The following is a 19276-nucleotide window of genomic DNA, read 5'->3' on the forward strand; positions in this document are numbered from 1 at the left end:
GCCCCTTCAAACTCAAGATTTCAATGCTTCGGCCAGTTTCGCGAGTTTGCCGCTAACTGAGCCATCGATAACCAGGTCGCCGGCGCGAATGACAACACCCCCGATGAGGGATGCATCTTCCGCAACTTGCAGGCGCACTTCCCGGCTGAGTCGTGCACTGAGAACCTTGGCGAGTTTGTCTTGCTGTTCTTGGTTCAATGCAAAAGCACTGGTCACTTCAACGTCTACCGATTTCTCTTGTTCGGCCTTGTACAGGTCGAAAAGAGCAGCGATCTCCGGCAGAAGCGGGAGACGGTCGTTTTCGGCAACGACGTGAATGAAATTTTGTGCCTTGGCATCAAACTTGTCGCCGCACACGTCAATGAACGTGGCGGCCTTTTCTGCGCTCGTCAGTCGCGGGGCCTTGAGCACGCGCTGCATGGTGTCGTCTTGCGACACCGCTGCTGCCAGGCCGAGCATGGCTGACCAATTGGCCAGTTGCTGGTGGGCCTGAGCGTGCTCGAAGGCCGCCTTAGCGTAAGGTCGGGCCAACGTGGTCAGTTCTGCCATGATCGCCCTCGCTTAGATTTCAGCAGCCAGTTGGTTAACCAGCTCTGCGTGCGCGTTTTGATCGATTGTCTTGCCCAGGATCTTCGAAGCACCGCCAACGGCCAGGCTACCCACTTGGGCGCGCAGCGCATCTTTGACACTGTTCAGTTCCTGTTCGATCTCGGCCTGAGCCTGAGCCTTCACACGGTCAGCTTCGACGCGAGCCTGTTCACGGGCTTCGTCAACAATCTGGTTACCGCGTTTCTTGGCTTGCTCGATGATTTCAGCTGCCTGAGCTTTCGCTTCGCGCAGTTGCTGACCCGCTTTCTCTTGGGCCAGCTCCAGGTCGCGAGCTGCTCGGTTGGCAGCGTCCAGACCATCGGCGATCTTCTTTTGACGTTCGCGCAGTGCCGTGATGACCGGAGGCCATACGAACTTCATGCAGAACAGTACAAAAATCAGGAACGCAACGGACTGGCCAATCAGGGTCGCATTAATGTTCACGCCAACACCTCGCAGTTACGTTGTCCATCACATCAAATCAATCGGAAGATCCGAATGATTAGCCAGCGATCTGACCAACGAACGGGTTCGCAAAGGTGAAGAACAGAGCGATACCAACACCGATCATGGTTACGGCGTCGAGCAGACCGGCAACGATGAACATTTTAACTTGCAGCATTGGAACCATTTCCGGCTGACGCGCTGCGCCTTCCAGGAACTTGCCGCCCAGCAGGCCGAAACCAATTGCGGTACCCAGTGCGCCCAGGCCGATCAACAGTGCAACAGCGATAGCGGTTAGACCAACTACAGTTTCCATCTTTCCTCCCGACTTTTACGTCGTATGGTTTAGGTTTTTTAGATTAAAGCGGTAAAACAAATCGTTTCAGCGGCCCCGTGAGGAGCCCCCTCCCGTTTGACCGGGAGGGACATCAGACCGGCCGAGACCGGTCTTAATGGTTTTCTTCGTGCGCCATCGACAGGTAGACGATGGTCAGCATCATGAAGATGAACGCCTGCAGGGTGATGATCAGGATGTGGAACACCGCCCACGCCCACTGCAGCGCAACGCCCAGGCCGCTGAGCCAGAGCAGGCCGCTGCCGAACATCACAGCGATCAGGATGAACACCAGCTCGCCGGCATACATGTTGCCGAACAGACGCAGGGCCAGAGAGATCGGTTTGGCGATCAGGGTCACGAATTCCAGCAGGAAGTTCACCGGGATCAGCAGCGCCTGAACGAAGATGTTCTTGCTGCCGAACGGGTGCAGGGTCAGCTCGCCGATGAAGCCGCCGATACCTTTGACCTTGATGCTGTAGAAAATGATCAGTGCGAAGACCGAGAACGCCATGCCCAGGGTCGCGTTCGGGTCGGTAGTCGACACGGCACGGAACGGGATGTGGTGGTCGCCGGAGATCAGGATGGCCAGTTGAGGAATCCAGTCGACCGGTACCAGGTCAACGGCGTTCATCAGGAACACCCAGACGAAGATGGTCAGTGCCAGCGGTGCGATCACCGGGCTACGGCCATGGAAGCTGTCTTTCACGCTGCCATCGACGAATTCGACCAGCACTTCAACGAAGTTCTGCAGTGCACCTGGCTGACCGGAAGTCGCCTTCTTCGCCGCCATGCGGAAAAGAAAGACGAAAATCAGACCCAGTGCGACCGACCAGCCGAGGGTGTCGACGTGGAAAGCCCAGAAACCCATTTCCTTGGCTTCTGCTGCGGTGTGGGCAAAGCCCCAGCCGCCGTTGGGTAGCTGACCGAAGGTCAGGTTCTGCAAGTGGTGCTGGATATAGCCCGAAGCGGTTGTTTCTGCCATGGTTGCCTCAAACGCCCTAAGGTCTCGAAAGTCTTGTTCTCATCAGCAGGGGAGCGAACCAGCTGACCGACTGAGTCAGCACGAAGGCGCCGAATACAGCGATCGGCGCCAGTGGCTTCACACCTGCAAACACCAGTGCAAAAAGCACTGCCGTCAAAATCAGTTTGCCTGCCTCGCCGGCATAGAAAGACCGGACGATGGACTGGGCTGCTCTGGCGCCGGAAAACCGAAATGCCTTGTGAGCGAAATAAACATTGGGCAGCAAGGCTATCAGGCCTCCGCAAAGTCCCGAGTATCCGGCAACGACTCCGTGCCATTGCCATAGCGCCAAAGCGGCAATGAGCAAAATGACAAATTGAGCCATCAACACCGGAAAAACCGCCAGGCGATGGAAGGGCAGGCGGTTTGGCTTGCGGGTTTCCATCACGATTGCTCTCCAATGGTCGGCTGCCGAAATTCAATAACTTGGCATAATTTGTGCCGACAAAATGCGCGCAGAGTATAGGGGCGGTTCTGCCCCTATTCAACTGTCAGGTAGTGATTTCCGACTGCGCGCTACAAGAGCAATTGTTTCAGCGGATGTGTGCAAGCACACCTTGAAGCTCGTCGAGCGAGTTGTAACCGATCACCAGTTGACCCTTTCCCTTCTTGCCGTGGCGGATCTGCACCGCAGAGCCAAGGCGCTCGGCCAGACGTTGTTCGAGCCGGGCGATATCCGGGTCGGGTTTTGCCGGTTCGACCGGCGCGGGTTTGCCACTCAGCCACTGGCGAACCAGTGCTTCAGTCTGGCGCACGGTGAGGCCGCGTGCGACAACATGTCGCGCCCCTTCCACCTGCTGATTGTCCGGCAGACCGAGCAATGCACGGGCATGACCCATTTCCAGGTCGCCGTGGGACAACATGGTCTTGATGACTTCCGGCAATGCGATGAGTCGCAGCAGGTTGGCCACAGTGACACGAGACTTGCCCACGGCCTCGGCAACCTGTTGCTGAGTGAGCTGGAATTCCTGCTGCAAGCGCTGCAGGGCCACCGCTTCCTCGATGGGGTTCAGGTCTTCGCGCTGGATGTTTTCGATCAGGGCAATGGCGATTGCGGTTTCATCCGGCACATCACGGACCATGGCCGGAATGGTTTCCTGCCCGGCCTGCTGGCTGGCACGCCAGCGACGTTCACCTGCGATGATTTCAAAGCGGCCACCACCGATCGGGCGAACCACGATCGGTTGCATCACGCCCTGAGTCTTGATCGATTGCGCCAGCTCTTCCAGCGCCTGGGGATCCATGTCTCGGCGCGGCTGATACTTGCCACGCTGCAACAGATCCAGCGGCAGGTGCTGCAACTCACGGCTGTCAGCCTGCGCAGCCTGTTCTTCCAGGGCGCTGACAGTCGGACCGCTCAGCAGTGCATCCAGTCCACGTCCGAGACCTCGTTTCTTGACGGCCATGGGGATTCCTTAAGTTGGCTGGGCAGCGGCGATGCGTGAATTTTTGCGCTGGCGGCGAACCATCTCACCTGCCAGAGCGAGATAGGCCAGCGCTCCACGCGACTGCTTGTCGTAGGCCAGCGCCGGCATGCCGTAGCTCGGTGCTTCGGCCAGGCGGACGTTACGCGGGATCACCGTGTCGTACAGCTGATCGCCGAAGTGTTCCTTGAGCTGCGCCGATACATCGTTCATCAGGCTCAGGCGCGGGTCGTACATGGTCCGCAGCAGGCCTTCGACCTTGAGGTCCGGGTTCAGCAGCTCGGCGATGCGCTTGATGTTATCCACAAGGTCGCTCAAACCTTCGAGCGCAAAGTATTCGCACTGCATGGGGATAATTACCCCGTCGGCGGCAACCAAAGCGTTCAGCGTGAGCATCGACAGCGATGGCGGGCAGTCGATCAGAATGTAATCGTAATTTTCACGGACCGGCGCCAGCGCGCTGCGCAGGCGGCTTTCCTTCATCTGCATTTCCAGTAGCACCACTTCGGCCGCCGTCAGATCACGGTTGGCCGGCAGCAGTTGATAACCGCCGTGTTCGGAAAAATGCATGGCCTGGGCCAGATCGCATTCGCCGATCAACAGGTCGTAGACCGAGTTTTCCAGGCCATGTTTATCCACACCGCTACCCATGGTGGCGTTGCCCTGTGGATCGAGATCGATCAACAGCACCCGGCGCTTGGTCGCGACCAGGGATGCTGCGAGGTTGATGCAGGTGGTGGTCTTGCCCACACCACCCTTCTGGTTCGCTATCGCGAATACCTTAGCCATTCTTGCTTGTGTTCCCAATCATGCCGTGCGGCGCAGTATCAGCAGATGGCGTTGGCCCTGGCAACCGGGTACGGCCAGGGCGTGTTCGCTATCGAGTTTGAAGTCTGCCGGCAATGCTACCAGCTCATCGGCCGGATGAACGCCCTTCATTGCCAGCCAGCGCGTATCGGCGTCGCCGAGGTGGCGAGTCCAGTTGGTGAAATTCTCCATGCTGCTGAATGCCCGGGAAATGATCCCGTTGAAAGGTTCTGCTGGCTGGAAGGCTTCGACGCGACTGTGGATAACTTGCAGATTGTCCAGTTTGAGCTCGAGTTTGACCTGGGTCAGAAAGCGGGTTTTCTTGCCGTTGCTGTCCAGGCAGGTCACTGGCGAATCCGGATACAGGATCGCCAAAGGAATACCCGGCATGCCTCCACCGCTGCCGACATCCAGCCAGCGGCCGTTTTCGATGAACGACATCACGCTCAGACTGTCGAGCAAATGGCGGGAAACCATTTCGTCCGGATCGCGAACGGCAGTCAGGTTGTAGGCCTGGTTCCATTTGATCAACAGGGCCAGATAACCCAGCAGTAATTCGTGCTGGGTCTCTGTGAGATTGACACCGAGCTCACGGGCTCCTGTGGATAACTCTTCGGCGTGTTGCGAAGTGACCTTAGAACTCAAGCGCTTTGCTCCAACTGACGGCCCGCGCCGCGTTTTTTCAAATGAATCATCAACAGCGAAATCGCTGCCGGGGTCACGCCCGGGATCCGCGAAGCCTGGCCCAGCGTTTCGGGACGCGTGGCGCTCAGCTTGCTCTGAATTTCCTTGGAGAGACCGGAAATGCTGGTGTATTCGATATCCACAGGCAATTTCGTGTCTTCGCTGGCGCGCAAACGGGCGATTTCGTCCTGCTGACGGTCGATGTAACCGGCATATTTGGTCTTGATCTCGACCTGCTCGGCGACCTGTGGGTCTTCCGCACCCGGCCCGGTCACTTCGACCAGACCAGCGTAGTCGATTTCCGGACGACTCAAGAGATTGAGCAAGTTGTATTCGTGGGACAGCGGCGTGCCGAATTTTTCCGCAATCGCATCCCCCTGCGGCGTGCCCGGACGAACCCAGGTGCTTTTCAGGCGCTGTTCTTCAAGTTCGATGTTTTCGCGTTTCTTGCAGAACGCCGCCCAACGCGCGTCATCGACCAGACCCAGTTCGCGACCTTTTTCGGTCAGGCGCAGGTCTGCGTTGTCCTCACGCAGGATCAGGCGGTACTCGGCACGTGAAGTGAACATGCGGTACGGCTCCTGGGTGCCGAGGGTGATCAGGTCGTCGACCAATACCCCGATGTACGCCTCATCGCGACGCGGGCACCAGGCTTCCTTGCCCTTGGCTCGCAGTGCGGCGTTCGCGCCAGCCAGCAAACCTTGCGCACCGGCTTCTTCGTAACCGGTGGTGCCGTTGATCTGGCCAGCGAAGAACAGACCGCCGATGACTTTGGTTTCCAGGCTGTACTTCAGATCCCGTGGATCGAAGTAGTCGTACTCGATCGCGTAACCCGGACGCACGATGTGCGCGTTTTCCATGCCGCGGATCGATTGCACGATCTGCAATTGCACGTCGAACGGCAGGCTTGTGGATATCCCGTTCGGATACAGCTCATGGGTGGTCAGGCCTTCAGGCTCGATGAACACCTGATGGCTTTCCTTGTCGGCAAAACGGTGGATCTTGTCTTCGATGGACGGGCAGTAACGCGGACCGATGCCCTCGATTTCTCCGGCAGCGGAATACATCGGCGAACGATCGAGGTTCGAAGCGATGATTTCGTGGGTACGGGCGTTGGTGTGGGTGATCCAGCAACTCACCTGCCGCGGATGCTGTTCTTTGTTGCCCAAAAACGACATCACCGGGATCGGCGTATCGCCTGGCTGCTCGGTCATGACAGAGAAATCCACAGACCGGCCATCGATACGCGGTGGTGTACCGGTCTTCAACCGGCCGACACGCAGTGGCAGTTCACGGAGACGACGAGCCAACGCAATGGATGGCGGATCACCGGCGCGACCGCCGGAGTAGTTCTGCAAACCGATGTGGATAAGTCCGCCCAGGAACGTACCGGTGGTCAATACCACGGAATCTGCAAAGAAGCGCAGACCCATTTGCGTGACCACACCACGAACCTGCTCCTGCTCGACGATCAGGTCGTCAGCGGCCTGTTGAAATATCCACAGGTTCGGCTGGTTCTCCAGGATTTCGCGGACAGCGGCCTTGTAAAGAATCCGGTCGGCTTGTGCACGGGTTGCACGCACGGCCGGGCCTTTACGGCTGTTCAATACACGAAACTGGATGCCACCCAGATCGGTAGCCATGGCCATCGCGCCGCCGAGGGCATCGATTTCCTTGACCAGATGGCTTTTGCCGATGCCGCCGATGGCCGGGTTGCAACTCATGGCACCGAGGGTTTCCACGTTATGCGTCAGCAGCAGGGTTTTTGCCCCCATGCGTGCTGAGGCCAGTGCTGCCTCGGTACCGGCATGACCGCCGCCGATGACGATCACTTCAAAACGGGAAGGGAAATCCACCACGCACCTCGTGCCTGCTTAAGTAGGTATTCAGGAATAGTTTGAGATCAGGTTTCTGGACCTGGTCGACAAGTATAGGGACTTCGCCCTTCCTAAAGAACCCTTTGCACAAAATTTAACCAGCTGTGGAGAACTCGCGGTTAAAGGAATAAAAAAGAGAGAAATTTATAAAACCCTTGTTTTAAAGCTTATTCTTACTGCACTGGATTTCTGTGGATAGATTTCTACAGCCCTTTATTTTCGATGTGTACAGAGATTCAAAACCCTGTGCCCATGTCACCGTGAGGCCCTTGGATAACCGGTGTAAGCCTGTGGATGAATGAGATGGTTATCCACAGAGGCGGTTATATCCAGTTTTGAAGCTCTGTTATCAACTGTCCTTAACGGCAGTTATTCACAGGGCTTGATCCACAATATTCGGATGAATGAGCACGTAACGGACAGGAGAAATCCGCTCAGGGAGAAGGAATCTGCCCGTCACTGGAAGGGAAGGAATGCGAAAAAGAGAACAGACAGGACGCGAACGGACCTGTCTGTGGACAACAGAAGGGTTATTTACCGATGCAGAAACTCGAAAAAATCCGCCCGAGCAGATCATCGGAGCTGAACGCCCCGGTAATTTCCCCGAGGGACTGCTGAGCCTGACGCAAATCTTCTGCCAACAACTCGCCGGCACCCGCCAGGGTCAGCTGTGCACGGCCATGTTCAAGGGCAGCGCTGGCATGGCGCAAGGCTTCCAGATGGCGACGACGTGCGCTGAAGCTGCTTTCCGAGGTCTGCTCGTAACCCATACAAGCCTTGAGGTGATCGCGCAGCAGATCCAGGCCTTCGCCGGCAGCCTTGGCGCTCAGGCTGATGGTCACATGACCATCGTCGCTGACTTCCAGGGCAATCGCTTCACCGGTCAGGTCCGCCTTGTTGCGAATCAGGGTGACCTTTGCCGGATCCGGCCGGGTTTCAAGGAATTCGGGCCATAACGCGAAAGGATCGACCGCTTCCGGAGCCGTAGCGTCGACCACCAACAGTACTCGATCGGCTTCGCCGATGGCTTTCAGCGCACGTTCTACACCGATCTTTTCCACATGGTCGTCGGTATCTCGCAATCCGGCAGTGTCTACGACATGCAGCGGCATGCCATCGATGTGGATATGTTCGCGCAGGATATCCCGGGTCGTACCGGCGATTTCCGTCACGATGGCGGCTTCTCGCCCGGCCAGTGCATTCAACAGACTGGATTTGCCGGCATTCGGACGACCGGCAATCACCACGGTCATACCGTCACGCAGCAACGCACCCTGCCCGGCTTCACGCAACACGGTGGATAACTCGTCACGAACCTTGTCGAGCATGCTCAGCACATGGCCATCGGCAAGGAAGTCGATTTCTTCTTCCGGAAAATCGATGGCAGCCTCGACATAAATTCGCAGGCCGATCAGTTGTTCGGTGAGGTTATGTACACGTTGGGAAAACGCGCCCTGCAAGGAACGCAAGGCATTACGTGCAGCCTGTGCAGAACTGGCTTCGATCAGGTCGGCGATGGCCTCGGCCTGGGCCAGGTCGAGTTTGTCATTGAGGAAAGCGCGTTCGCTGAATTCCCCCGGACGGGCCAGACGGCAACCCAGTTCAAGACAACGTTTGAGCAGCATGTCGAGGACGATCGGACCGCCGTGGCCCTGCAGTTCCAGCACATCTTCGCCGGTGAACGAGTTCGGCCCGGGGAAATACAGCGCCAGACCTTCGTCCAGCACCTGTTGATCGTTACTGAAGAACGGGCCGTAGTGAGCGAACCGTGGTTTCAGTTCACGGCCGCTGATGGCTTTGGCTGCAACGCCAGCCAATGGCCCGGAGATCCGAACGATGCCCACGCCACCACGGCCTTGGGCGGTGGCGACGGCTGCGATGGTTTCACGAGGTACGCTCATAAACCGGTATCCAGACAAAAATGGCAGATAGCAAAACGCCCCACTAGGGGGCGTTTCGAGTGGTGTTATCCACAGAGTAAGTTACGCCTCGGCTTTTTTCGTCGCCGATTCGATCTTACGCGTGATGTACCACTGTTGGGCAATCGACAGGCAGTTGTTCACAACCCAGTACAGCACCAGACCGGCCGGGAACCACAGGAAGAAGAAGGTGAAGATGATCGGCATCATTTTCATGACCTTCGCCTGCATCGGATCCGGCGGAGTCGGGTTCAGACGCTGCTGGATGAACATGGTCGCGCCCATGATGATCGGCAGGATGAAGAACGGATCCTTGATCGACAGGTCGGTGATCCACAGCATGAACGGCGCCTGGCGCATTTCCACGCTTTCCAGCAGAACCCAGTACAGCGAAAGGAAAACCGGCATCTGCACCAGGATCGGCAGGCAGCCACCCAGCGGATTGATTTTCTCTTTCTTGTACAGCTCCATCATGGCTTGCGACATTTTCTGCCGGTCATCGCCATGTTGTTCTTTCAACGCAGCCAGTTTCGGAGCCACGGCACGCATGCGGGCCATCGACTTGTAGCTGGCGGCCGACAGAGGGAAGAAAATCCCCTTGATCAGCATGGTCAGGAAGATGATCGACCAGCCCCAGTTGCCGACAATCGCGTGGATATGTTGCAGCAGCCAGAAGATCGGCTGGGCAATGAACCACAGAATGCCGTAGTCGACGGTCAGTTCCAGACCTGGGGACAACTCCTTCAGGACAGCCTGGCTTTTCGGGCCGGCGTACAGAATGGCGCTGGTTTCAACTTTTGCACCTGGTGCCGCGGTCAGCGAAGGACCGGTGTAACCGATGATGTAGTTGCCTTTGCTGTCTTTACGGGTCTGGACGATGTTGTTTTCGCCCTTCGGCGCAACCCATGCCGTCACGAAGTAGTGCTGCAGCCAGGCGACCCAGCCACCGGTAACGGTTTCCTTGAGCTGACCCTTGTCCATGTCCTTCATGGACACTTTCTTGTACGGCTCGGCACTTGTCCACAGGGCGGCGCCCAGGTAAGTCGCAGTACCGGTAGCGGTGGTCGACGAAGGATCGGCGCTGTTGTCACGCTTCAACTGCGCAAACATCGAACCGGTCCAGGGTTGAGCGCTCTGGTTATCCACAAGGTAGGTCACAGTCACGTCATACAGGCCACGTTTCAGGGTGAAACGCTTGATGTAGTTGACGCCGTCCTTGCTGAATTTCAGGTCGACGACCAGTTGGTCCTGACCGTCGGCCAGTTGATAACTTTTCTTCTCCGAGGAGTAGACCGGACGACCGGCCGGATTGGCGTCCGGTCCGTTGGTGCCGATCAGACCGCTTTGCGCCAGATAAGTACGTTCACCGCCGTTGTCGAACAGCTGGAACGGAACATCCGGACGGTCCTGACGACGTGGATACAGTGGCAAGGTCAGTTGTGCAACGTCACCGCCCTGTGGATCGATCGCCAGATCGAGCACGTCGGTTTTGACCTTGATCAGATCCTTGCTGGCAGCGACCGGGACTTCTGCAGGTGCGCTGGTATCGTTTGCGGCATGCGGAATATCGTCACTGACGGAAGCGTTATTGCCAGGAACGGTGTCCGGCAAACCGGAGGTGGTCGTGCTGGAAGCAACATTCTGAGTCGGCAGGGCAGCCTGGCCATAATCCTGGTTCCATTTAAGAACCATGACGTAGGACACGATTGCCAGGGCGACGATCAGGATCGTGCGTTTGATATCCATGATTACTCGGCCATCGAAGAAGAACGGGAGGTAGGGACAGGTGGAACCGGGTCATAACCACCGGGATTCCACGGATGACAGCGACCTAAACGACGAAAGGTCAGCCAGCCACCGCGAAGAAGACCATGATTTTCGATGGCTTCCAACGCGTAGCAGGAACAACTGGGGTAGAAACGACAGTGACTGGCCATCAGGGGGCTAATGGCGTAGCGGTAAAACTGGATCGGAACGAGTGCCAGTTTACGCATCTGGACTGTCTACCCCTACAGTTTCGGTTTTGGCTGCTGGTGCCGGCTTGTTGCGCGCCAGACGTTTCCAGAGTTTGCCGAAATGCTGAATCAATTCGGGGTTTTCTACATCGCCCAAACCTTTGCGCGCGACGATAACGATGTCCCAGCCGACCAGTGAATCCTGGTGCAGGCGAAACGATTCGCGCATAAGACGTTTGAGACGATTGCGCTCGACGGAGAGCTTTACGCTCTTTTTCCCGATGACCAACCCTAGACGGGGGTGATCGAGATCGTTGTTGCGCGCAAGGAGCAGGAGATTTTTCCCCGGAACCTTGCCGGTAGGGGAGTCAAAGACCGCCTTGAAGTGCCGGGGGGTAAGCAGACGCTTTTCCCGACTGAAGTCCTGACTCACCTCCAGTGCCGGATTATCAAACTGCCAGACGTGCGCGGCCTTTGGCGCGACGACGCGACAGTACGGCACGACCGTTCTTGGTAGCCATGCGAGCACGGAAACCGTGGGTACGAGCGCGTTTGATAGTGCTTGGTTGGAAAGTACGTTTCATGTCGTGTTACCTGGTTCGTCCACAACGGGCCGGAATGGCCCCCGTTTTAAGAGACCGGGGATTCTAGAGAAAGCAAGTCCACAGGTCAATTTCCAACCAACGTTTCCTTATAAATAGATCCCGGATGCCTCGACGCTCGAAACCTTGTCGGCCAGACATAAAAATAAAGAAGCGAAGTATTTAAAGCTTTTCTGTAAAGCTTGTAAAAGCTAGGTCAGCCCATTTCTGTGGATAACTGGCTCAAGTCCTTATTCGACGTGATGTACAGAGAATGACAACTACAGTGGAAAACCGTGATCAGCCTGTGCTGCGCGACCGGATAACCTGTGTGTGGAAGGTGGTGTTATCCACAGGCGGATTATCCACCGGCTTTCACTCCCGGTTGTCCAGTGCTCTCAACTGCATTTATCCACAGAGCTTATTCACACACCGTCGGTCGCTTTTTCGTGGGTTAACGTATTGATAAATCATGTCCACCGGGCAACCTGCGTGTGGATAAGTGAACGTCCCGCCGCTACAATGGCCGCTTGTTTTTGCCTCACCGGCTTTCAACTTAGGGGATTTCCGTGTCAGTGGAACTTTGGCAGCAGTGCGTGGAGCTTTTGCGCGAAGAGCTGCCAGCCCAACAATTCAACACCTGGATCCGTCCATTACAGGTCGAAGCCGAAGGCGACGAGTTGCGTGTCTATGCACCGAACCGTTTTGTTCTGGACTGGGTCAACGAAAAGTACCTCGGGCGCGTCCTTGAACTGCTGGATGAGCATGGCAACGGTCTGGCGCCATCGCTTTCCTTATTAATAGGCAGCAAACGCAGCTCTGCCCCACGCGCAGCGCCGAACGCTCCGCTGGCTGCGGCGGCAGCGTCACAGCTGCAAGCCAGCGCGACTCCAGTCAGCGCTCCGGCTCCGGTTCCGGCTTCTGCCCCGGCCAAGCCGGCGACGCAGAAAACCGAGGAAGTCAGCGAAGAGCCGTCCCGCGACAGTTTCGATCCGATGGCAGGCGCTGCCTCGCAGCAAGCTCCGGTTCGTGCCGAACAGCGCACCGTGCAGGTTGAAGGCGCACTCAAGCACACGAGTTATCTGAACCGCACGTTTACCTTCGAAAACTTTGTCGAAGGTAAATCCAACCAGCTCGCCCGTGCGGCGGCCTGGCAAGTGGCAGACAATCCCAAGCATGGCTACAACCCGCTCTTCCTTTATGGCGGTGTGGGCCTGGGTAAGACGCACTTGATGCATGCGGTGGGCAACCATCTATTAAAGAAGAACCCGAATGCCAAGGTCGTCTACCTGCATTCCGAGCGTTTCGTCGCCGACATGGTCAAGGCGCTGCAACTGAACGCGATCAACGAGTTCAAGCGTTTCTATCGCTCGGTGGACGCCTTGCTGATCGATGACATTCAGTTCTTCGCCCGCAAGGAACGTTCCCAGGAAGAGTTTTTCCACACCTTCAACGCCCTGCTTGAAGGTGGCCAGCAGGTCATTCTCACCAGTGACCGCTACCCGAAGGAAATCGAAGGCCTTGAAGAGCGCCTGAAATCCCGTTTCGGTTGGGGTCTGACGGTCGCCGTCGAACCGCCGGAGCTGGAAACCCGCGTAGCCATCCTGATGAAGAAGGCTGACCAGGCCAAAGTCGAGCTTCCGCACGATGCGGCGTTCTTCATCGCCCAACGCATTCGCTCCAACGTCCGTGAGCTGGAAGGCGCGCTGAAACGCGTGATCGCCCATTCGCACTTCATGGGCCGCGACATCACCATCGAGCTGATTCGCGAATCCCTGAAAGACCTGTTGGCATTGCAGGATAAACTGGTCTCTGTGGATAACATTCAGCGCACCGTCGCCGAGTACTACAAGATCAAGATCTCCGACCTGCTGTCCAAGCGCCGCTCGCGCTCGGTCGCTCGTCCGCGTCAGGTGGCCATGGCGCTGTCCAAGGAACTGACCAACCACAGCCTGCCGGAAATCGGCGATGTGTTTGGCGGTCGTGACCATACGACGGTGCTGCACGCCTGCCGCAAGATCAACGAACTTAAGGAATCCGACGCGGACATCCGCGAGGACTACAAGAACCTGCTGCGTACTCTGACCACTTGATGAACACCAGCGCAGCTTATTAAGGCAAGGGACTAGACCATGCATTTCACCATTCAACGCGAAGCCCTGTTGAAACCCCTGCAACTGGTCGCAGGCGTCGTCGAGCGCCGACAGACCTTGCCGGTACTGTCCAATGTGCTGCTGGTTGTCGATGGCCAGCAGCTGTCGCTGACCGGTACCGACCTGGAAGTCGAACTGGTCGGTCGCGTTCAACTTGAGGAACCTGCCGAAACAGGTTCCATCACCGTGCCGGCGCGCAAGCTGATGGATATCTGCAAGAGCCTGCCGAACGATGCGCTGATCGACATCAGGGTCGACGAGCAGAAGCTGGTGGTGAAGGCCGGTCGTAGCCGCTTCACCCTGTCGACCCTGCCGGCCAATGACTTCCCGACCGTGGAAGAAGGCCCGGGCTCGCTGACCACCAGCCTTGATCAAAGCAAACTGCGTCGCCTCATCGAGCGCACCAGTTTCGCCATGGCTCAGCAAGACGTGCGTTACTACCTCAACGGTATGTTGCTGGAAGTGTCGACTGGTGTGATCCGTGCCGTGGCGACCGATGGTCACCGCCTGGCAATGTGCTCGATGCAGGCCGATATCGGTCAGCAGGATCGCCACCAGGTGATCGTGCCGCGCAAAGGTATTCTCGAACTGGCACGTCTGCTGACCGAGCCGGACGGCAACGTCAGCATCGTCCTCGGTCAGCATCACATCCGCGCGACCACCGGCGAATTCACCTTCACTTCGAAACTGGTCGACGGCAAGTTCCCTGATTACGAGCGCGTTCTGCCAAAGGGCGGAGACAAGCTGGTACTGGGTGATCGCCAGGCGCTGCGCGAAGCGTTCAGCCGTACCGCGATTCTGTCCAACGAGAAGTACCGCGGCATTCGTCTGCAACTGGCCAGCGGTCAGTTGAAGATCCAGGCCAACAACCCGGAGCAGGAAGAAGCGGAAGAAGAAGTGGGCGTGGAATACAACGGCGGCTCGCTGGAAATCGGCTTCAACGTCAGCTATCTGCTCGACGTACTGGGCGTGATGACCACCGAGCAGGTTCGCCTGATCCTGTCCGACTCCAACAGCAGTGCGCTGCTGCAGGAGTCCGATAACGACGATTCGGCTTACGTTGTCATGCCGATGCGTCTGTAATCAGCTGACTCTGGATGTCGCTAAGTCGCGTCTCGGTCACCGCGGTGCGCAATCTGCACCCGGTGACCTTCTCCCCCTCTCCCCGAATCAATATTCTTTACGGCGCCAACGGCAGCGGCAAAACCAGTGTTCTGGAAGCCATTCATCTGCTGGGGCTTGCCCGTTCGTTTCGCAGCACGCGGCTGTTGCCGGTCATCCAGTATGAGCAACTCGCCTGTACCGTATTCGGGCAGGTGGAGCTCGCTGAGGGTGGTCACAGCGCATTGGGGATTTCTCGCGACCGTCAGGGCGAATTCCAGATCCGCATCGACGGTCAGAATGCCCGTAGCGCCGCGCAACTGGCGGAAATGCTGCCGCTACAGTTGATCAATCCGGACAGTTTTCGTCTGCTGGAAGGCGCACCGAAGATCCGCCGGCAGTTCCTCGACTGGGGCGTATTCCATGTCGAGCCGCGCTTCATGGCTACCTGGCAGCGTTTGCAGAAGGCCTTGCGCCAGAGAAACTCCTGGCTGCGGCATGGTACACTTGACGCCGTTTCGCAGGCGGTTTGGGACAGGGAACTGTGCCAGGCCAGCGCTGAAATCGATGAATACCGCCGCGCCTATATCAAAGCCTTGAAACCGGTCTTTGAGCAAACCTTGAGCGAACTGGTTGAGCTTGAAGGTTTGACGCTCAGCTATTACCGAGGCTGGGACAAGGATCGGGAACTGAGTGACGTGCTTGCCGGATCCTTGCAGCGTGACCAGCAAATGGGTCATACCCAGGCCGGGCCGCAGCGTGCTGATTTGCGTCTTAGACTCGGCGCACACAATGCCGCGGACATCTTGTCCCGGGGTCAGCAGAAGCTGGTGGTCTGTGCGTTGCGGATTGCCCAGGGGCATCTGGTGAGCCAGGCCCGGCGCGGTCAGTGTATTTATCTGGTGGATGACTTGCCGTCCGAGCTGGACGAGAGCCACCGTCGCGCGCTGTGCCGCTTGCTGGAAGACTTACGCTGCCAGGTTTTTATCACCTGTGTAGATCATGAATTATTGAGGGAAGGCTGGCAGACGGAAACGCCAGTCGCTCTGTTCCACGTGGAACAGGGCCGTATCACCCAGACCCACGACCATCGGGAGTGAAGGCATTGAGCGAAGAAAATACGTACGACTCATCGAGCATTAAAGTGCTGAAAGGCCTGGATGCCGTGCGCAAACGTCCCGGTATGTACATTGGTGATACCGATGATGGCAGCGGTCTGCACCACATGGTGTTCGAGGTGGTCGACAACTCGATCGACGAAGCCCTCGCCGGCCATTGCGACGATATCAGCATCATCATCCACCCGGATGAGTCCATCACCGTCAGAGACAACGGTCGTGGCATCCCGGTAGACGTGCACAAAGAGGAAGGCGTATCCGCTGCCGAGGTCATCATGACCGTCCTCCACGCCGGCGGTAAGTTCGACGACAACTCCTACAAGGTATCCGGCGGTCTGCACGGTGTAGGCGTTTCGGTGGTGAACGCGCTGTCCGAAGAACTGGTCCTGACCGTGCGCCGCAGTGGCAAGATCTGGGAACAGACCTACGTCCACGGCGTACCTCAGGCGCCGATGGCCATCGTTGGCGACAGCGAAACCACCGGTACCCAGATCCACTTCAAGGCTTCCAAGGAAACCTTCAAGAACATTCACTTCAGCTGGGACATTCTGGCCAAGCGTATCCGTGAACTGTCCTTCCTCAACTCCGGTGTCGGTATCGTCCTCAAGGATGAGCGCACCGGCAAGGAAGAGCTGTTCAAATACGAAGGCGGCCTGCGTGCGTTCGTTGAATACCTGAACACCAACAAGACTGCGGTCAACCAGGTATTCCACTTCAACATCCAGCGTGATGACGGCATCGGCGTGGAAATCGCCCTGCAGTGGAACGACAGCTTCAACGAGAACCTGTTGTGCTTCACCAACAACATTCCGCAGCGCGACGGTGGTACCCACCTGGTGGGCTTCCGTTCCGCGCTGACGCGAAACCTGAACAACTACATCGAGCAGGAAGGTCTGGCGAAGAAGCACAAGGTCGCCACCACCGGTGACGATGCCCGTGAAGGCCTGACCGCGATCATCTCGGTGAAGGTGCCGGATCCGAAGTTCAGCTCGCAGACCAAGGACAAGCTGGTGTCTTCCGAAGTGAAGACCGCGGTCGAGCAGGAGATGGGCAAGTACTTCTCCGACTTTCTGCTGGAAAACCCGAACGAAGCCAAACTGGTTGTCGGCAAGATGATCGATGCCGCCCGTGCCCGTGAAGCGGCGCGCAAGGCTCGTGAGATGACTCGTCGCAAAGGTGCGCTGGACATCGCCGGTCTGCCGGGCAAATTGGCCGACTGCCAGGAAAAAGACCCGGCGCTGTCCGAACTGTACCTCGTGGAAGGTGACTCCGCGGGCGGCTCTGCCAAGCAGGGACGTAACCGCAAGACCCAGGCGATCCTGCCGCTGAAGGGCAAGATCCTCAACGTCGAGAAAGCCCGATTCGACAAGATGATCTCGTCCCAGGAAGTGGGCACCCTGATCACCGCACTGGGCTGCGGTATCGGTCGCGAAGAGTACAACATCGACAAGCTGCGCTATCACAACATCATCATCATGACCGATGCTGACGTCGACGGTTCGCACATCCGTACCCTGCTGCTGACCTTCTTCTTCCGTCAGTTGCCGGAGCTGATCGAGCGCGGCTACATCTACATCGCCCAGCCGCCGCTGTACAAGGTCAAGAAAGGCAAGCAAGAGCAATACATCAAAGACGACGACGCCATGGAAGAGTACATGACGCAGTCGGCCCTGGAAGATGCAAGCCTGCACCTGAACGAAGACGCCCCGGGCATTTCCGGTGAAGCGCTGGAGCGTCTGGTGAATGACTTCCGCATGGTGATGAAGACCCTCAAGCGCCTGTCGCGCCTGTACCCTCAGGAGCTGACCGAGCACTTCATCTATCTGCCGGCCGTCAGCCTGGAAATGCTGGGCGACCACGCGAAGATGCAAGCCTGGCTGGCTCAGTACGAAACCCGTCTGCGCACCGTCGAGAAATCCGGTCTGGTTTACAAGGCCAGCCTGCGTGAAGACCGCGAGCGTGGTGTGTGGCTGCCAGAGGTTGAATTGATCTCCCACGGCCTGTCGAACTACGTCACCTTCAACCGCGACTTCTTCGGCAGCAACGATTACAAGACCGTCGTCTCCCTGGGGGCCCAGCTCAGCACTCTGCTGGACGAAGGGGCTTACGTTCAGCGTGGCGAACGCAGAAAATCGGTCACCGAGTTCAAGGACGCTCTGGACTGGCTGATGGCCGAAAGCACCAAGCGCCATACCATCCAGCGCTACAAAGGACTGGGTGAGATGAACCCGGATCAGCTATGGGAAACCACCATGGATCCGACCGTGCGCCGCATGCTGAAGGTCACCATCGAAGATGCCATTGCCGCGGATCAGATCTTCAACACCCTGATGGGTGATGCGGTCGAACCTCGCCGTGACTTCATCGAGAGCAACGCCCTGTCGGTTTCGAACCTGGATTTCTGATCCCGCTCGGTACCAACGAAAAAGGCCAACGCATTCGCGTTGGCCTTTTTTATTTGCCTGTCGTTTATTGGCCGTCAGATGCCACACTCTCCAATCGATACCCGTACCCGTAAATCGTCAGCAACTGCCAACCCCGATCCGCTGTCAGCCCGAGCTTGTTGCGCAGGCGATAGATGTGGGTATCCAGCGGTCGTGACGAGGCCATCTCTTCATGGGGCCAGAACCTTTCGTATAGATAGTCCCGTGACAGTGGTCGGCCGAGGTTGCTGAACAGGCAATGAGCGAGCCGGTATTCGCGCTCAGTCATCATGATCGGTTTTCCTTCACGGGTAACGGTCAGCTCGGCATCGTCGAACACCAGATCATTGAAACGCAGGACATTGGCCGCAGCCGGGCGTTGATGGCTGTGCCGACGCAGCACGGCGGTGACCCGGGCCTTCAATTCGTTGGGACGGAATGGTTTGCTGACGTAGTCGTCGGCTCCCGTATTCAACGCCTGTACGATGTCGCTCTCGCCGTCACGGCTGGTGAGCATGATGGCGGCCGGCGGAGCTTCCATGTGCTCTCGGGTCCAGCGCAGCAACGCCAGTCCGGTGAGGTCGGGAAGCTGCCAGTCGAGTATAAGCAGGTCGAAGGTTTCGCGACGCAGCTGTCGCAGCAGGTCTTCTGCGCGTTCGAAACTGTGCAGTGACCAGCGCTGTTCGCCGGCCTCGGCCATTTGTTGCAGGGTCTGCTCGACCCGGCGCAGTTCGGCGGGTTCATCATCCAGTATCGCAACGCGCATACGCGGGATTCCTTGTCGCTGGTTTTATGGCAAAGCAAATGAAAGTAAGCGGCACGCCGTGAGGGGAGCCGCTATGAT

At 57.6% G+C, this 19276-nt stretch carries 19 protein-coding genes; 4 read left to right on the forward strand and 15 right to left on the reverse strand.

Annotated elements, in window-relative coordinates:
* Positions 1 to 12: 12 nt before the first annotated feature.
* The 14 genes from NWV16_RS00935 to rpmH form a co-directional block, all read right to left on the reverse strand.
* A complete protein-coding gene (locus NWV16_RS00935) occupies positions 13 to 549 on the reverse strand; it encodes a F0F1 ATP synthase subunit delta (RefSeq protein ID WP_260521628.1) in 537 nt (178 codons plus the stop codon).
* A 12-nt stretch (positions 550 to 561) separates the two neighbouring features.
* Positions 562 to 1032: a F0F1 ATP synthase subunit B gene (locus tag NWV16_RS00940; protein ID WP_065260121.1), complete on the reverse strand. Its 471-nt coding sequence runs from the start codon at positions 1030 to 1032 to the stop codon at positions 562 to 564.
* 58 nt (positions 1033 to 1090) lie between these two features.
* The gene (gene atpE / locus NWV16_RS00945; protein WP_003097235.1) at positions 1091 to 1348 is read right to left on the reverse strand and encodes a F0F1 ATP synthase subunit C; all 258 of its coding nucleotides are present in this window, start codon (positions 1346 to 1348) and stop codon (positions 1091 to 1093) included.
* A 133-nt stretch (positions 1349 to 1481) separates the two neighbouring features.
* Positions 1482 to 2351 carry a F0F1 ATP synthase subunit A gene (atpB, locus tag NWV16_RS00950; RefSeq protein WP_260521629.1) on the reverse strand — a complete coding sequence of 290 codons (870 nt, stop codon included), beginning with the start codon at positions 2349 to 2351 and terminating at the stop codon, positions 1482 to 1484.
* 16 nt (positions 2352 to 2367) lie between these two features.
* Positions 2368 to 2775, reverse strand: coding sequence for a F0F1 ATP synthase subunit I (locus NWV16_RS00955; protein WP_003229783.1), 408 nt, complete (start codon positions 2773 to 2775; stop codon positions 2368 to 2370).
* Positions 2776 to 2923: 148 nt separating this feature from the next.
* On the reverse strand, positions 2924 to 3796 hold the full coding sequence (locus NWV16_RS00960; RefSeq protein WP_065260123.1) for a ParB/RepB/Spo0J family partition protein: 873 nt from the start codon (positions 3794 to 3796) through the stop codon (positions 2924 to 2926).
* Between the two features lie 9 nt (positions 3797 to 3805).
* Positions 3806 to 4603 (reverse strand): ParA family protein, encoded by a 798-nt coding sequence (locus NWV16_RS00965; protein ID WP_065260124.1) that lies wholly within the window; start codon positions 4601 to 4603, stop codon positions 3806 to 3808.
* An 18-nt stretch (positions 4604 to 4621) separates the two neighbouring features.
* Entirely contained in the window at positions 4622 to 5266 is a 645-nt protein-coding gene (gene rsmG / locus NWV16_RS00970; protein ID WP_260521630.1) for a 16S rRNA (guanine(527)-N(7))-methyltransferase RsmG, read from the reverse strand.
* The gene (mnmG, locus tag NWV16_RS00975; protein ID WP_260521631.1) at positions 5263 to 7161 is read right to left on the reverse strand and encodes a tRNA uridine-5-carboxymethylaminomethyl(34) synthesis enzyme MnmG; all 1899 of its coding nucleotides are present in this window, start codon (positions 7159 to 7161) and stop codon (positions 5263 to 5265) included. The genes rsmG and mnmG overlap by 4 nt, the downstream gene beginning before the upstream one ends.
* 551 nt (positions 7162 to 7712) lie before the next feature.
* On the reverse strand, positions 7713 to 9083 hold the full coding sequence (mnmE, locus tag NWV16_RS00980) for a tRNA uridine-5-carboxymethylaminomethyl(34) synthesis GTPase MnmE (RefSeq protein ID WP_260521632.1): 1371 nt from the start codon (positions 9081 to 9083) through the stop codon (positions 7713 to 7715).
* Positions 9084 to 9164: 81 nt separating this feature from the next.
* Positions 9165 to 10847, reverse strand: a complete 1683-nt coding sequence (yidC, locus tag NWV16_RS00985) for a membrane protein insertase YidC (RefSeq protein WP_260521633.1) — start codon at positions 10845 to 10847, stop codon at positions 9165 to 9167.
* 2 nt (positions 10848 to 10849) lie between these two features.
* Positions 10850 to 11095 carry a membrane protein insertion efficiency factor YidD gene (gene yidD, locus NWV16_RS00990; protein ID WP_082302427.1) on the reverse strand — a complete coding sequence of 82 codons (246 nt, stop codon included), beginning with the start codon at positions 11093 to 11095 and terminating at the stop codon, positions 10850 to 10852.
* Positions 11088 to 11489, reverse strand: a complete 402-nt coding sequence (rnpA, locus tag NWV16_RS00995; protein ID WP_065260184.1) for a ribonuclease P protein component — start codon at positions 11487 to 11489, stop codon at positions 11088 to 11090. The genes yidD and rnpA overlap by 8 nt, the downstream gene beginning before the upstream one ends.
* Before the next feature lie 16 nt (positions 11490 to 11505).
* Positions 11506 to 11640 (reverse strand): 50S ribosomal protein L34, encoded by a 135-nt coding sequence (gene rpmH, locus NWV16_RS01000; RefSeq protein WP_003213577.1) that lies wholly within the window; start codon positions 11638 to 11640, stop codon positions 11506 to 11508.
* A gap of 566 nt (positions 11641 to 12206) precedes the next feature.
* Here rpmH and dnaA point away from each other — a divergent pair.
* Genes dnaA through gyrB form a run of 4 tightly spaced genes read left to right on the forward strand, consistent with a single transcriptional unit; the run spans position 12207 to position 18414 of the window.
* On the forward strand, positions 12207 to 13730 hold the full coding sequence (gene dnaA, locus NWV16_RS01005) for a chromosomal replication initiator protein DnaA (RefSeq protein ID WP_260521634.1): 1524 nt from the start codon (positions 12207 to 12209) through the stop codon (positions 13728 to 13730).
* A gap of 39 nt (positions 13731 to 13769) precedes the next feature.
* Entirely contained in the window at positions 13770 to 14873 is a 1104-nt protein-coding gene (gene dnaN / locus NWV16_RS01010) for a DNA polymerase III subunit beta (protein WP_065260130.1), read from the forward strand.
* A 14-nt stretch (positions 14874 to 14887) separates the two neighbouring features.
* Positions 14888 to 15991 (forward strand): DNA replication/repair protein RecF, encoded by a 1104-nt coding sequence (gene recF, locus NWV16_RS01015; protein WP_260521635.1) that lies wholly within the window; start codon positions 14888 to 14890, stop codon positions 15989 to 15991.
* A 5-nt stretch (positions 15992 to 15996) separates the two neighbouring features.
* Complete coding sequence (gene gyrB, locus NWV16_RS01020; protein ID WP_065260185.1) at positions 15997 to 18414, forward strand: DNA topoisomerase (ATP-hydrolyzing) subunit B; 2418 nt, start codon at positions 15997 to 15999, stop codon at positions 18412 to 18414.
* Between the two features lie 64 nt (positions 18415 to 18478).
* On the opposite strand, the gene NWV16_RS01025 is transcribed toward gyrB, so the two are convergent.
* A complete protein-coding gene (locus tag NWV16_RS01025) occupies positions 18479 to 19198 on the reverse strand; it encodes a response regulator transcription factor (RefSeq protein WP_260521636.1) in 720 nt (239 codons plus the stop codon).
* Positions 19199 to 19276 lie beyond the last annotated feature (78 nt).

It is taken from the genome of Pseudomonas sp. BW7P1 (genome assembly GCF_024981055.1).
In the GTDB taxonomy this organism is placed as follows: domain Bacteria; phylum Pseudomonadota; class Gammaproteobacteria; order Pseudomonadales; family Pseudomonadaceae; genus Aquipseudomonas; species Aquipseudomonas bananamidigenes.